12 protein-coding genes are annotated in these 14583 nt (G+C 58.8%); all 12 read right to left on the reverse strand.

What is annotated here, in order from left to right; translation table 11 throughout:
- Nucleotides 1-45 precede the first annotated feature (45 nt).
- Nucleotides 46-753 carry a 2-C-methyl-D-erythritol 4-phosphate cytidylyltransferase gene (gene ispD, locus MMG91_RS20620; protein ID WP_310660538.1) on the reverse strand — a complete coding sequence of 236 codons (708 nt, stop codon included), beginning with the start codon at nucleotides 751-753 and terminating at the stop codon, nucleotides 46-48.
- Nucleotides 750-1028 (reverse strand): cell division protein FtsB, encoded by a 279-nt coding sequence (ftsB, locus tag MMG91_RS20625; RefSeq protein WP_007907178.1) that lies wholly within the window; start codon nucleotides 1026-1028, stop codon nucleotides 750-752. The genes ispD and ftsB overlap by 4 nt, the downstream gene beginning before the upstream one ends.
- A gap of 171 nt (nucleotides 1029-1199) precedes the next feature.
- On the reverse strand, nucleotides 1200-2489 hold the full coding sequence (eno, locus tag MMG91_RS20630) for a phosphopyruvate hydratase (RefSeq protein WP_007907175.1): 1290 nt from the start codon (nucleotides 2487-2489) through the stop codon (nucleotides 1200-1202).
- Between the two features lie 156 nt (nucleotides 2490-2645).
- Nucleotides 2646-3491, reverse strand: a complete 846-nt coding sequence (gene kdsA / locus MMG91_RS20635) for a 3-deoxy-8-phosphooctulonate synthase (protein ID WP_015093773.1) — start codon at nucleotides 3489-3491, stop codon at nucleotides 2646-2648.
- Between the two features lie 5 nt (nucleotides 3492-3496).
- Nucleotides 3497-5128 carry a CTP synthase gene (locus tag MMG91_RS20640; RefSeq protein ID WP_030127979.1) on the reverse strand — a complete coding sequence of 544 codons (1632 nt, stop codon included), beginning with the start codon at nucleotides 5126-5128 and terminating at the stop codon, nucleotides 3497-3499.
- A gap of 274 nt (nucleotides 5129-5402) precedes the next feature.
- Nucleotides 5403-6731, reverse strand: a complete 1329-nt coding sequence (tilS, locus tag MMG91_RS20645; protein WP_310660539.1) for a tRNA lysidine(34) synthetase TilS — start codon at nucleotides 6729-6731, stop codon at nucleotides 5403-5405.
- A gap of 151 nt (nucleotides 6732-6882) precedes the next feature.
- Nucleotides 6883-7830 (reverse strand): acetyl-CoA carboxylase carboxyltransferase subunit alpha, encoded by a 948-nt coding sequence (locus MMG91_RS20650; protein WP_052966371.1) that lies wholly within the window; start codon nucleotides 7828-7830, stop codon nucleotides 6883-6885.
- Nucleotides 7831-7969: 139 nt separating this feature from the next.
- Entirely contained in the window at nucleotides 7970-11491 is a 3522-nt protein-coding gene (dnaE, locus tag MMG91_RS20655) for a DNA polymerase III subunit alpha (protein WP_305448394.1), read from the reverse strand.
- 82 nt (nucleotides 11492-11573) lie between these two features.
- Nucleotides 11574-12215: a ribonuclease HII gene (gene rnhB, locus MMG91_RS20660; RefSeq protein WP_305423202.1), complete on the reverse strand. Its 642-nt coding sequence runs from the start codon at nucleotides 12213-12215 to the stop codon at nucleotides 11574-11576.
- Nucleotides 12215-13342, reverse strand: coding sequence for a lipid-A-disaccharide synthase (lpxB, locus tag MMG91_RS20665; RefSeq protein ID WP_310660540.1), 1128 nt, complete (start codon nucleotides 13340-13342; stop codon nucleotides 12215-12217). The genes rnhB and lpxB overlap by 1 nt, the downstream gene beginning before the upstream one ends.
- Before the next feature lie 2 nt (nucleotides 13343-13344).
- Complete coding sequence (lpxA, locus tag MMG91_RS20670) at nucleotides 13345-14121, reverse strand: acyl-ACP--UDP-N-acetylglucosamine O-acyltransferase (RefSeq protein WP_305448391.1); 777 nt, start codon at nucleotides 14119-14121, stop codon at nucleotides 13345-13347.
- Nucleotides 14118-14558 (reverse strand): 3-hydroxyacyl-ACP dehydratase FabZ, encoded by a 441-nt coding sequence (gene fabZ, locus MMG91_RS20675; protein ID WP_007907157.1) that lies wholly within the window; start codon nucleotides 14556-14558, stop codon nucleotides 14118-14120. Before fabZ ends, lpxA begins: the two co-directional genes overlap by 4 nt.
- Nucleotides 14559-14583: the final 25 nt, after the last annotated feature.

Below are 14583 nucleotides of genomic sequence, written 5' to 3' on the forward strand. Positions count from 1 at the left end.
ATGGTTATGTGTACATCCGTAGGAGCTGCCGAAGGCTGCGATCTTTTAGCGGCGGTTGGCCCAACGCTGTCGCAACCATTCAAGGTCTTCAGGGCGAGTGACTTTGATGTTATCGGATCGCCCTTCAATCAGGCGCGGCGCCTGGCCCGACCATTCCATGGCCGAGGCTTCATCGGTGATGACAACGTCCGCCACCAGACTGTCCGCCAACGCCCGATGCAACGCGCCAAGGCGAAACATTTGCGGCGTATACGCTTGCCAGATCACACTGCGATCCACCGTTTCCAGCACGCGCCCGTGCTTGTCGACCCGCTTGAGGGTATCGCGCGCAGGCACCGCCAACAGACCGCCTACCGGATCGTCGGCCAGCTCACTGAGCAGTTTATCCAGATCATCACGCGCCAGATTCGGTCGTGCAGCATCGTGCACCAATACCCAATCCTGATCGTCAGCGCCTTGGGCATGCAGATGCAGCAAGGCATTGAGCACCGACCCGGAACGCTCGGCGCCACCTTCAACCCGCTGAATACGCGGATCGGCAGCGCACGCCAGGTTCGGCCAGTAAGGATCGTCGATTGCAAGACTGACCACCAACCCTTTCAGGGCAGGATGATCGAGGAAACAGCCGAGGCTGTGTTCGAGAATAGTGCGCCCGCCCAGCTGCAAATATTGCTTGGGACGGTCCGCGGCCATACGGGCACCGACGCCCGCGGCAGGAATCACGGCCCAGAAGGCCGGTAACGAATTAATCATTGGGCCAACTGGTAAAGGGTTTCACCGTCCTTGACCATGCCCAACTCATGACGAGCCCGTTCCTCAACGGTCTCCATGCCCTTTTTCAATTCGCTGACTTCGGCGTCCATCACCCGATTACGCTCCAGCAACGCCTCATTCTCGGCGTGTTGATCCGCAATCTGCTGCTTCAGCTCGGCCACTTGCGCCAGACTGCCATTACCCACCCACAGGCGGTACTGCAGGCCGGCCAGCAGCAAGAGCAAGACGAGGAACAACCAATTGGGACTGCGCATCGAATATCAGGTATCCAGTGAAAAAAGACAGCCATGCCAAAACTTTGAAGCTTCTGATAGCACGAAGCCTGGAAGAACCAGGCTTGTGCTCTTAAGGCATCAGATTAGTGGCAAATCCATCGCTGTCGCGATTTTTTCGACACAATCCGGTGTCTTTTTACCAGTTAACGATTAACCGCGAAATTCGCTGCGACCGTTGTACTTGGCTTTGCCATTCAGCTGCTCTTCGATACGCAGCAGTTGGTTGTACTTGGAAACGCGGTCGGAACGGCACAGCGAGCCGGTCTTGATCTGGCCAGCCGCAGTGCCCACAGCCAGGTCGGCAATGGTCGAATCTTCGGTTTCGCCGGAGCGGTGCGAGATCACGGCAGTGTAACCAGCGGCCTTGGCCATCTGGATGGCTTCCAGGGTTTCGGTCAGGGTGCCGATCTGGTTGAACTTGATCAGGATCGAGTTGGCGATCTTTTTATCGATGCCTTCTTTCAGGATCTTGGTGTTGGTCACGAACAAGTCGTCGCCTACCAGCTGAGTCTTCTCACCGATCTTGTCGGTGAGGATTTTCCAGCCAGCCCAGTCGGACTCGTCCAGACCGTCTTCGATGGAGATGATCGGATAACGCTCGGTCAGGCCTTTCAGGTAGTCAGCGAAACCTTCAGCGGTGAACACCTGGCCTTCGCCGGACAGGTTGTATTTACCGTCTTCGTAGAATTCGCTGGCAGCGCAGTCCAGGGCCAGGGTCACGTCGGTGCCCAGCTTGTAACCGGCGTTGGCCACAGCTTCGGAGATCACTTTCAAAGCGTCTTCGTTGGAGGCCAGGTTCGGCGCGAAACCACCTTCGTCACCAACGGCAGTGCTCAGGCCCCGAGCCTTCAGTACAGCTTTAAGGTGATGGAAAATCTCGGTGCCCATGCGCAGACCTTCCGAGAAAGACTTGGCGCCTACTGGCTGAACCATGAATTCCTGGATGTCGACGTTGTTATCAGCGTGCTCGCCACCGTTGATGATGTTCATCATCGGAACCGGCATCGAGTAAACACCCGGAGTGCCGTTCAGGTTAGCGATGTGTGCGTACAGCGGCAGGTCCTGGTCCTGTGCTGCTGCCTTGGCCGCGGCCAGGGAAACGGCGAGGATGGCGTTGGCGCCCAGGGTCGCTTTGTTTTCGGTGCCGTCCAGCTTGATCATCGCGTGATCCAGCGCTTTCTGGTCGCTTGGGTCTGCACCCAGCAACAGATCGCGGATCGGACCGTTGATGTTGGCGACGGCTTTCAGAACGCCTTTGCCCAGGTAACGGCTCTTGTCGCCATCACGCAGCTCGAGTGCTTCACGCGAGCCAGTGGAAGCACCGGATGGCGCGCAAGCGCTGCCGATGATGCCGTTATCGAGAAGCACGTCTGCTTCCACAGTGGGATTGCCACGGGAGTCGAGAACTTCACGACCTTTGATGTCGACGATTTTTGCCATTGTTGTAAACACTCCAAAGTTGACGAAAACGACGCAGCTGAAGGAAATCTTTTATCGTCGGCAAGCGACAGACAGCGGGCAGGCTTGCGGACGATAAGGCTCAAGCCCGAGGGCCTGAGCATTAAATCGTGCGGTACTTTACCGGAGAATTGAGGTTTACGCGGTTTCTACCGTCGGAAAACTCTTCACCAGTTCGTCCAGTGCTTTGAGTTGGGCCAGGAAGGGTTCCAGTTTGTCCAGACGCAAGGCGCAAGGGCCGTCGCATTTGGCGTTATCCGGGTCCGGGTGGGCTTCGAGGAACAGACCTGCCAGCGACTGGCTCATGCCGGCCTTGGCCAGGTCGGTGACCTGGGCACGACGACCACCAGCAGAATCGGAGCGACCGCCGGGCATTTGCAGCGCGTGGGTCACATCGAAGAACACCGGGTATTCGAACTGCTTCATGATGCCGAAGCCGAGCATGTCGACCACGAGATTGTTGTAGCCGAAGCTCGAACCACGCTCGCAGAGGATCAACTGATCGTTACCGGCTTCCACGCACTTGTTCAGGATGTGTTTCATTTCCTGAGGCGCGAGGAATTGGGCTTTCTTGATGTTGATCACCGCGCCGGTCTTGGCCATCGCGACCACGAGGTCGGTCTGGCGCGACAGGAAGGCCGGCAACTGGATGATGTCGCAGACTTCAGCGACGACCGCAGCCTGATCAGGCTCGTGGACATCGGTGATGATCGGTACGCCAAAGGCTTGCTTGATGTCCTGGAAAATCCGCATGCCCTCTTCCAGGCCGGGGCCACGGTAAGAGGTCACAGAAGAACGGTTTGCTTTGTCGAAACTGGCCTTGAACACGTAAGGAATACCGAGTTTTTCGGTGACCTTTACGTACTCTTCGCAGACCTGCATCGCCATGTCACGGCTTTCCAGCACGTTCATGCCACCGAACAGCACCATTGGCTTGTCGTTGGCAATCTCGATATCGCCTACGCGGATGATCTTCTGTGCCATCAGGTTTACGCCTTCTTCTGGTGTTGAGCCAAAGCGGCTTTAACGAAACCACTGAACAACGGGTGACCGTCGCGTGGCGTCGAGGTGAACTCAGGGTGGAACTGACAAGCGACGAACCATGGATGATCCGGTGCTTCGACCACTTCAACCAGCGCGCCATCACCGGAACGACCGGAGATTTTCAGACCGGCCTCGATGATTTGCGGCAGCAGATTGTTGTTCACTTCGTAGCGATGACGGTGACGCTCGACGATCACGTCCTTGGCATAGCAATCGTGCACCAAGGAACCCGGCTCAAGCAGGCAATCCTGAGCGCCCAGGCGCATGGTGCCGCCCAGATCGGAGGTTTCGGTACGGGTTTCGACTGCGCCGGTGGCATCTTCCCACTCGGTGATCAGACCCACGACCGGGTGACCGCTGGTGCGATCGAACTCGGTGGAGTTGGCGTCTTTCCAGCCCATGACGTTACGAGCGAACTCGATAACGGCCACTTGCATGCCCAGGCAGATACCCAGGTAGGGAACCTTGTTTTCGCGAGCGTATTGAACGGCAGTGATCTTGCCTTCAACGCCACGCAGACCGAAGCCGCCCGGTACCAGAATCGCGTCGACGCCTTCCAGCAGCGCGGTGCCCTGGTTTTCGATGTCTTCGGAATCGATGTAGCGCAGGTTGACCTTGGTGCGGTTGCTGATGCCGGCGTGACTCATCGCTTCAATCAGCGACTTGTAGGCGTCCAGCAGTTCCATGTACTTGCCGACCATGGCGATGGTGACTTCGTGCTCAGGGTTGAGCTTGGCATCCACCACCGCTTCCCACTCGGACAGATCGGCGCTGTCGCATTGCAGGCCGAAACGCTCGACGACGAAATCATCCAGGCCCTGGGAGTGCAGAATGCCCGGGATCTTGTAGATGGTGTCGGCGTCTTCCAGCGCGATCACCGCACGTTCTTCAACGTTGGTGAACTGCGCGATCTTGCGACGCGAAGAGATGTCGATCGGATGATCGGAACGGCACACCAGCACGTCTGGCTGCAGGCCAATGGAACGCAGTTCCTTGACCGAGTGCTGAGTCGGTTTGGTTTTGGTTTCGCCGGCAGTGGCGATGTACGGCACCAGCGTCAGGTGCATCAGCATCGCGCGCTTGGCGCCGACTTCGAAACGCAGTTGACGGATCGCTTCGAGGAACGGTTGCGATTCGATGTCACCCACGGTGCCACCGATCTCGACCATGGCCACGTCGGCATCGCCGGCGCCCTTGATGATCCGGCGCTTGATTTCGTCGGTGATGTGCGGGATCACCTGAATGGTAGCGCCCAGGTAATCACCACGACGCTCTTTGCGCAGGACGTGTTCGTAGACACGGCCGGTGGTGAAGTTGTTGTTCTGGGTCATGGTCGTGCGGATGAACCGCTCGTAGTGGCCCAGGTCCAGGTCGGTCTCGGCGCCGTCGTGGGTGACGAACACTTCACCGTGCTGGAACGGGCTCATGGTGCCCGGGTCAACGTTGATGTACGGGTCCAGCTTCAGCATGGTGACCTTAAGTCCCCGCGCCTCCAGGATGGCCGCCAATGAAGCCGAGGCAATGCCTTTCCCCAATGAAGAAACAACACCGCCCGTGACGAATATGTAGCGCGTCATGAAAAACCCTAGAAGTCTGCGTTAAAGCGGTCCGAGCCGCCGGGGAAAGCGAAGGAAGGCCGAAGCCCCCGATCACCTGCATTAATCACAGTGCACCTTTCAAAAAAACCGCCGCGTTGGGACAGACCGGTAGATGAAACACCGGTAGGTTGCTCGCTACACATTTTTTGGAATCGCCCAGCAAAGACTGCTTGGTAATCGGCAACTCCTGCGATTCAGGCGAATCCACAGAAGTTGTATCAAGAAGGGAGCGTAGTCTACCGGAAAGCCCCTTTCAGCTCAAACCTTGATCTTCAATCGCAGGCTGCCAATGCAAATACCAGCCACTTTGCTCACCGCCATTTAGCCCCCGCAGATTCGCCACCGCCAGCAATTGCTGGCCTCTGTAGACCAGCGGCAATCTGCCACGGGCGAAGCCTGGCACACCGCTTTCGTTGAGCAACCGCTTCAGGTCACGGTGGCCGCGATCGGGCAGGTTCATGACCTCGCCCCCCTCACGATAGCGGATCTGCAGCGGGCCAACGGGGATCTGACCGGTGAATGTGAGTACGCCGTTGTCCGGCAACGCCAGCGATAGCGAGGGATCAGCCCAAGACACCGGCGATGGCGAAGTGCGCAGCCAGCCGCCAGACAACCACCAGAGACGCCCGCCCGCGCGATGCAATTCACCCCCCGCCAGCCGCCAGACCGGACGCGCATCGCCGGTCGCATCGCGCAAATTCCCCCAACCCGACCAATGGTCACTGTCCGGCAAAGTCGTCAACGGTTTGAGCCAGTGACTTAACGCGTTGCGCTGGCGCGCATCAGACAGTTTTTCCAGGGGGGCCAGCTCCAGCGACGGCAAACCCAGCCAATCGAAATCGCTGACCGTGGTGGCATGGGCCAGATCGATTTGCGCCAATTCGTCGAGCAGTCCCTGCGCTTCGCTCAGATGTGCAGCGCTGCGAGCCATGGTCGCCACCGCTTGCGGCCAGCGCGCGGTCAACACCGGGAACACCTGATGTCGCAGATAGTTGCGCGAGAACTGGCGGTCCTGGTTCGATGGATCCTCGATCCAACCCAACTGATATTCAGTCGCGTAAGCCTCAAGCTCGGCGCGAGTGACGTCGAGCAACGGTCGCAGCAGATGCCCCTGGCCCAAAGGACGCTCGCTCGGCATCCCCGACAACCCTCTCACCCCTGCCCCACGCATCAGCCGAAACAACAGGGTTTCCGCCTGATCGTCACGGTGTTGGCCCGTGAGTAGTACTTCACCGGTGTGGGTTGCCGCGATGAAGGCGCCATAACGCGCATCCCGCGCCGCGCGCTCAAGGCTGGCGCCGGGTTCAACCTGAACACGCACAACCTCTAGCGGCACGCCCAACGCATCACAGACCGACTGACAATGTTCCGGCCACGCATCAGCCGCAGCTTGGATGCCATGGTGGACATGAATAGCGCTCAGCGTCGGCAGGGGTTGGTTTTTCGCAAGGTGTGCGAGAAGGTGCAGCAGGACGGTGGAGTCGAGACCACCGGAGAAGGCGATGCGCCAGGTTGTAGCGTTGCGCCACGGTGTGAGGCTGCGCAGAAGCCTGGTAGGCAAATCAATCTTCGAAGGATTCATAGACGTCGGCCCTTCACATAGACCCAATGTGGGAGCGAGCCTGCTCGCGAAGGCTGCTTAACATTCAACAAATTTGTTGTCTGTTATACCGCTATCGCGAGCAGGCTCGCTCCCACATTGGTTTTGCGTCGTTTGCCCAAGCAACGTCAGATCAGAGACCGTAGCTCATCAGTCGCTCGTAACGACGGGCCAACAGCGCCTCGTTATCGAACTTCTTCAACATCGCCAGTTGCGAGCTCAGTTCTGCGCGGATCGAGGCAGCGGCAGCGGCCGGATCACGATGGGCGCCGCCCAATGGCTCGCCGATCACTTTATCGACAATGCCCAGGCCCTTCAGACGCTCGGCAGTGATGCCCATGGCTTCAGCAGCATCCGGAGCTTTCTCGGAAGTTTTCCACAGAATCGAGGCGCAACCTTCCGGCGAAATCACCGCGTAGGTCGAGTACTGCAGCATGTTCAGTTGATCGCAGACGCCGATCGCCAATGCACCACCGGAACCACCCTCACCGATCACGGTGGCGATGATTGGGGTTTTCAGGCGAGCCATGACGCGCAGGTTCCAGGCAATCGCTTCGCTCTGGTTGCGCTCTTCGGCGTCGATGCCCGGGTAAGCACCCGGGGTGTCGATGAAGGTCAGGATCGGCATTTTGAAACGCTCGGCCATTTCCATCAGTCGGCATGCCTTGCGGTAGCCTTCCGGACGCGGCATGCCGAAGTTGCGGCGAACCTTCTCGCGCACTTCGCGGCCTTTCTGGTGACCGATGATCATCACCGGTTGATCGTCCAGACGGGCAACACCGCCGACAATGGCAGCGTCGTCGGAGAAGTGACGGTCGCCGTGCAGTTCGTCGAACTCGGTGAAGATGTGTTCGATGTAGTCCAGGGTATACGGACGTTTCGGGTGACGCGCCAGACGTGCGATCTGCCAGCTGGTCAGCTTGCCGAAGATGTCTTCGGTCAGCGTGCTGCTTTTGTCCTGCAGGCGGGAGATCTCATCGCCGATATTCAGCGAATTGTCATTACCGACCAAGCGCAACTCTTCGATCTTGGCTTGCAGGTCGGCGATCGGCTGTTCGAAATCTAGAAAATTCGGGTTCATAGGCGTCCGTCTTGGGTCGACCTCCAAGAGAACTTGGGCCGGCCGGTTGTCTATTCGCGCCCTACCTTAAGGGACAGGCGCGTTCAGGTCGAGATTAAAAATTCGGGTCGGGATCAGGTGCTTCAAACACACCTGACCGTCAACGGTATTGGAGGAAGACGTTGTCTCGCCCGAACTGGTCACGCAGGGCTTGAATCAAGGCATCCGCCGGATCGATCCGCCAGGTCTCGCCGAACTGCAACAAGGCCTTCGCATCGGGACTGGTGTACTCCATGGTGATCGGGCACGCACCGCGGTGGCGCTTGAACAGATCCCCCAGCCAGCGTAGCTGATCGCCTTTCAAATCCTTGGTGTGCAACTTCAGCCGCAGGCTTTCGGCCAGGTTGGTGCGCGCATCTTCCATGCTCATCACCCGCTTGACCCGCAGCCGCAGGCCGCCAGAGAAGTCGTCATTGCTGACTTCGCCTTCGACCACCACCATCGCGTCGGTCTGCAACAGCGACTGCGCAGAATGGAACGCGTCGGCGAACAGCGAGGCTTCGATCCGACCGGAACGGTCGTCGAGGGTGATGAAACCCATCTTGTCGCCCTTTTTGTTCTTCATCACTCGCAGGGCGATGATCATGCCCGCGACCGTCTGGGTATCGCGAGCCGGCTTCAGGTCGATGATGCGCTGACGGGCGAAGCGACGAATCTCGCCTTCGTACTCGTCAATCGGGTGACCGGTGAGGTACAGGCCCAGGGTGTCTTTCTCCCCTTTCAGGCGCTCCTTGAGGGTCAGTTCTTTAGCTTTGCGGTGATTGGCGTAGACATCGGCATCTTCCTCGACGAACAGCCCGCCAAACAGGTCGGCATGACCGCTGTCGTGGGTGCGAGCGGTTTGTTCGGCAGCCTTGATCGCCCCTTCCATGGCGTTCAGCAACACCGCCCGGTTGCGGTCGATGTTGGCCTGATAGGCTTTCGACTCATCATGGAAGTACGGACCAAGACGATCCAGGGCGCCGCTACGGATTAAACCGTCCAGGGTGCGCTTGTTGATCCGTTTGAGATCGACACGGGCGCAGAAATCGAACAGATCCTTGAACGGTCCGTCCTGACGCGCCTCGGTGATCGCTTCCACCGGCCCTTCGCCCACACCCTTGATCGCGCCGAGGCCATAAATAATGCGGCCTTCGTCATTCACCGTGAACTTGAACTCCGAAGTATTCACATCCGGCGCGTCGAGACGCAGCTTCATGGTGCGAATTTCTTCGATCAAGGTCACGACCTTGTCGGTGTTGTGCATATCCGCCGACAGTACCGCAGCCATGAACGGCGCCGGGTAGTGGGCTTTCAGCCACGCGGTCTGGTACGACACCAGGCCATAGGCTGCGGAGTGGGATTTGTTGAAGCCGTAACCGGCGAACTTTTCTACCAGGTCGAAGATGTTACCGGCCAGGTCGGCGTCGATATTGTTGGTGGCGCACCCCTCAATGAAACCGCCACGTTGCTTGGCCATTTCTTCGGGCTTTTTCTTACCCATGGCTCGACGCAGCATGTCTGCACCGCCAAGGGTATAACCGGCCATGACCTGGGCAATCTGCATCACCTGTTCCTGATACAGGATGATGCCGTAAGTCGGCGCCAGAACTGGCTTGAGGCCTTCGTACTGGTAATCCGAGTGCGGGTACGCGAGCTCCGCGCGACCGTGCTTACGGTTGATAAAGTCGTCAACCATGCCTGATTGCAACGGGCCCGGACGGAACAGGGCCACCAGTGCGATCAAGTCTTCCAGGCAGTCAGGCTTGAGCTTTTTGATCAGCTCCTTCATGCCGCGCGACTCGAGCTGGAACACCGCAGTGGTTTCAGCTTTTTGCAGCAGCGTGTAAGTCGGTTTGTCGTCCAGCGGGATAAAGGCGATATCCAGCGGCGGCTCGTTGACCTTGGCGCGATCGCGGTTGATGGTTTTCAGCGCCCAGTCGATGACCGTCAGGGTCCGCAGACCCAGGAAGTCGAACTTCACCAGACCGGCGGCCTCGACGTCATCCTTGTCGAACTGGGTTACCAGGCCATCGCCCGCTTCGTCGCAATAAATCGGCGAGAAGTCAGTCAGCTTGGTCGGCGCGATCACCACACCACCGGCGTGCTTGCCGACGTTACGCACAACGCCTTCAAGCTTGCGCGCCATCTCCCAGATTTCCGCAGCCTCTTCATCGACCTTGATGAAGTCGCGCAGGATTTCTTCCTGCTCGTAGGCTTTTTCCAGGGTCATGCCGACTTCGAACGGAATCATCTTCGACAGACGATCCGCCAATCCGTAGGACTTGCCCTGCACCCGCGCCACGTCGCGGACCACCGCTTTCGCCGCCATGGAACCGAAGGTGATGATCTGGCTAACCGCGTTACGGCCGTATTTCTCGGCCACGTAATCGATGACCCGGTCACGGCCGTCCATGCAGAAGTCGACGTCGAAGTCGGGCATGGATACCCGTTCCGGGTTAAGGAAACGTTCGAACAGCAGGTCATATTCCAGCGGGTCGAGGTCGGTGATCTTCTGCACGTAGGCCACCAACGACCCCGCACCCGACCCACGCCCCGGACCTACCGGCACGCCGTTGTTCTTGGCCCACTGGATAAAGTCCATCACGATCAGGAAGTAACCGGGGAAGCCCATCTGGATGATGATATCCAGCTCGAAATTCAACCGGTCGACGTAGACCTGACGCTTGGCTTCGTAGTCTTCGGTGGTGTCCTTGGGCAGCAGAACGCTGAGGCGCTCTTCCAGACCGTCGAAGGAAACCTTGCGGAAATACTCATCGATGGTCATGCCATCGGGAATCGGGAAGTTGGGCAGGAAGTGCTTGCCCAGTTTCACCTCGATGTTGCAGCGCTTGGCGATCTCGACCGTGTTTTCCAGCGCCTCGGGCAAGTCGCTGAACAGCTCGGCCATTTCCTCAGCGCTTTTGAGGTATTGCTGGTCGCTGTAATTTTTCGAACGCCGGGGATCGTCGAGGGCGCGGCCTTCACCGATGCAAACGCGGGTTTCGTGGGCTTCGAAGTCTTCCTGCCTGATGAAACGCACGTCGTTGGTCGCCACCAGCGGCGCACCGATTTTCGCCGCCAGCGCCACGGCGCCGTGCAGTTGTTCTTCGTCATTGGGGCGGTTGGTACGCTGGACTTCCAGATAGAAACGGTCCGGGAACACCGCCATCCATTCACGTGCCAGGTTTTCGGCTTCGTCCGGGTTGCCGCTGAGCATGGCCAGACCAATCTCGCCCTCTTTCGCCGCCGACAGCATGATCAAGCCTTCGCTGGCTTCAGCCACCCACTCGCGCTCGATGATCACCGAGCCATTGCGCTGGCCGTCGATGAAGCCACGGGAAATCAGTTCGGTGAGGTTGCGATAGCCCACGGCGTTCATCGCCAGCAGGCTGATCCGGCTCAAGGCGTTGTCCGGATCCTTGTTCGACAGCCACAGGTCGGCGCCGCAGATCGGCTTGATCCCCGCCCCCATGGCAGCTTTATAGAATTTGACCAGGGAGCACATGTTGTTCTGGTCGGTGACCGCCACGGCAGGCATGTTCATGCCGACCAGGGTCTTGACCAGCGGTTTGATCCGCACCAGACCGTCGACCAGGGAATATTCAGTGTGCAGGCGTAGATGAACGAATGAAGCCGGCATAGTGATCCTGTCTAGAAACTAGAAACGTAAAGACAACAAGGCCCGGATTGTACCGGGCCTTGAGTAAAACATCAGCCTGCGACTAACTCTCGATCAGGTTTTCCCGCGCTTCATACGCCAAGCGTACCGGGGCGAACGAGCGGCGATGAATTGGGGTCGGCCCCAAGCGGGCCAGTGCTTCCAGATGAACGGGTGTCGGGTAGCCTTTATGGCCTCCGATCCCGTAACCCGGATAAATCAGTTCGAATGCGGCCATTTCTCGATCTCGGCTGACCTTGGCCAGAATCGATGCCGCGGCAATGGCTGGCACCTTGCCGTCGCCCTGGATCACCGCTTCCGCACGCATCGAGAGCTTCGGGCAACGGTTGCCGTCGATCATCGCCAGTTTCGGCTGAATGTGCAGCCCTTCGACAGCACGCTGCATGGCCAGCATAGTGGCGTGAAGAATGTTCAGTTCGTCGATTTCTTCTACTTCAGCCCGAGCGACATACCAACTCAGTGCCTTTTCGCAGATTTCGTCGTAAAGCGCATCACGGCGAGCTTCGGTGAGCTTCTTCGAGTCGTTGAGGCCCAGGATGGGGCGACTCGGATCAAGGATCACTGCCGCCGTCACCACTGCACCGCAAAGCGGGCCGCGACCGACTTCATCGACACCCGCCACCAGATCTTCAAGTTCATCGACTAGCATAAAATCCAGGCCCAGCTGCTTGCTTGCTTTGCTCATTATGCTCTGCCAATCAGGTTCAGTACCGCGTCCGCTGCCTGATTGGAGGCGTCCAAGCGCAGGGTTCGGTGGATTTCGTCAAAGCCTCGGGTCTGTTCCTGGCCACCATCGATCAGTGGCGACAGGGTCTGGGCCAAGGCCTCTACCGTCGCATCGTCCTGCAACAACTCCGGCACCAGCAGTCGCTGGGCCAGCAGATTCGGCAAGGAGACGTAGGGACTCTTCACCATCCGTTTGAGAATCCAGAACGTCAGCGGTGCCAAGCGATAAGCGACCACCATCGGCCGCTTGTACAACAATGCTTCCAGCGTTGCCGTGCCCGAAGCGATCAACACCGCGTCGCAAGCAGCCAGGGCCAGATGGGATTTGCCGTCGAGCAAGGTCAGCGGCAGATCGCGACCGGCCAGCAGCTCTTCAAGCTGGACCCGGCGCTGCGGGCTCGCGCATGGCATGACGAACCGTACGCCCGGGCGCATGGCGCGCAAGCGCTGGGCGGTGTCGAGGAACAGCGCACCAAGGCGCCCGACCTCACCGCCACGGCTGCCCGGCATCAGGGCGACCAGCGGCCCACCCGGCAAGCCAAGTTCGGCCCGCGCTGCGGCGCGATCAGCCTCAAGCGGAATCGCATCGGCCAGGGAATGCCCGACAAACCGCACCGGCACACCCTTCTCTTCATAAAATTTAGCTTCGAACGGGAAGAGCGTCAGCATCAGGTCGCAACCTTCGCGAATCTTCAGCACCCGCTTCTGTCGCCAGGCCCAGACCGACGGGCTGACGTAATGCACGGTCTTGATCCCGGCCTGACGCAGTTTGAGTTCGATATTGAGGTTGAAGTCCGGGGCATCGATACCGATGAACACGTCCGGCTTCTCGGCGATCAAGTCCGCGACCAGCTTCTTGCGACGTGCCAACAGCTCGCATAAACGGCCCAGCACTTCGACCAGGCCCATGACAGAAAGGCGTTCCATCGGAAAATACGACGTCAGGCCTTCGGCCTGCATCAGCGGACCGCCGACACCGATGAACTCGACTGCCGGATGCTGAACCTTGAGCGCGCGCATGAGGCCCGCACCCAGAATGTCACCGGAAGCCTCTCCCGCCACCAGCGCAATACGCAGATTGGCCATGGTTAACGGGTGATGCCGCGGGTCGAAGACTGGATGGAATCACGGAACACCGCGACTTCCGGGAATTGCAGCGAGGGTTCGGCCAGCTCGGCAAGCGCCTGTTCGACCGTCAGGCCCTGGCGGTAAACCACCTTGTAGGCACGACGCAACGCGTGGATTGCATCTTCACTGAAACCGCGACGGCGCAGGCCTTCGAAATTCATGCTGCGGGCTTCGGCCGGGTTGCCGAATACCGTGACATACGCTGGAACGTCCTTGCCAATGGCAGTGCCCATGCCGGAAAAGCTGTGGGCGCCAATGTGGCAATACTGGTGAACCAGGGTAAAACCGGACAGGATCGCCCAGTCCGCGACGTGCACATGGCCCGCCAACGCGGTGTTGTTGACCAGGATGCAGTGGTTGCCGATAACGCTGTCGTGACCGATGTGGGCATAGGCCATGATCAGGTTGTGATCGCCCAGGGTCGTTTCCGAACGATCCTGAATGGTCCCGCGATGAATCGTCACGCCTTCGCGAATGACGTTATGGTCACCGATGACCAGACGGGTTTCTTCGCCTTTGTATTTCAGATCGGGCGTGTCCTCGCCTACCGAAGAAAACTGGTAGATGCGGTTGTGCTTACCGATTCGGGTCGGGCCCTTGAGAATCACATGCGGCCCGATCACTGTCCCCTCGCCGATTTCCACACCTGCGCCGATGATCGACCAAGGGCCGACCTCGACGTCGTCGGCCAGAACGGCCGTCGGATCGATGATTGCGCGAGGGTCAATCAAACTCATAGTTTGCGTTCCGCGCAGATGATTTCAGCGGAGCAGACTGGCTTGCCATCGACCGAAGCCTGGCACTCGAACTTCCAGATCTGACGCTTGCAGCTCAGGAACTTGGCTTCCAGGATCAGCTGATCGCCTGGCAGCACGGGCTGGCGGAAGCGCAGCTTGTCAGAGCCGACGAAGTAATACAGCGTGCCGTCGGCAGGCTTCACGTCGAGCATTTTGAAACCAAGGATCCCGGCAGCCTGAGCCATCGCTTCGATGATCAACACGCCCGGCATGATTGGATGCGCAGGGAAGTGACCATTGAAGAACGGTTCGTTGATGCTGACATTCTTGTAGGCGCGAATGCGCTTGCCTTCCACATCCAGATCCACGACCCGGTCCACCAGCAGGAACGGGTAACGGTGAGGCAGGTATTCGCGAATCTCGTTGATGTCCATCATTTCGGGGGGAAGCCTATGTAAAGAT

It is taken from the genome of Pseudomonas sp. JL3 (assembly GCF_031570575.1).
In the GTDB taxonomy this organism is placed as follows: Bacteria; Pseudomonadota; Gammaproteobacteria; order Pseudomonadales; family Pseudomonadaceae; genus Aquipseudomonas; species Aquipseudomonas cucumis.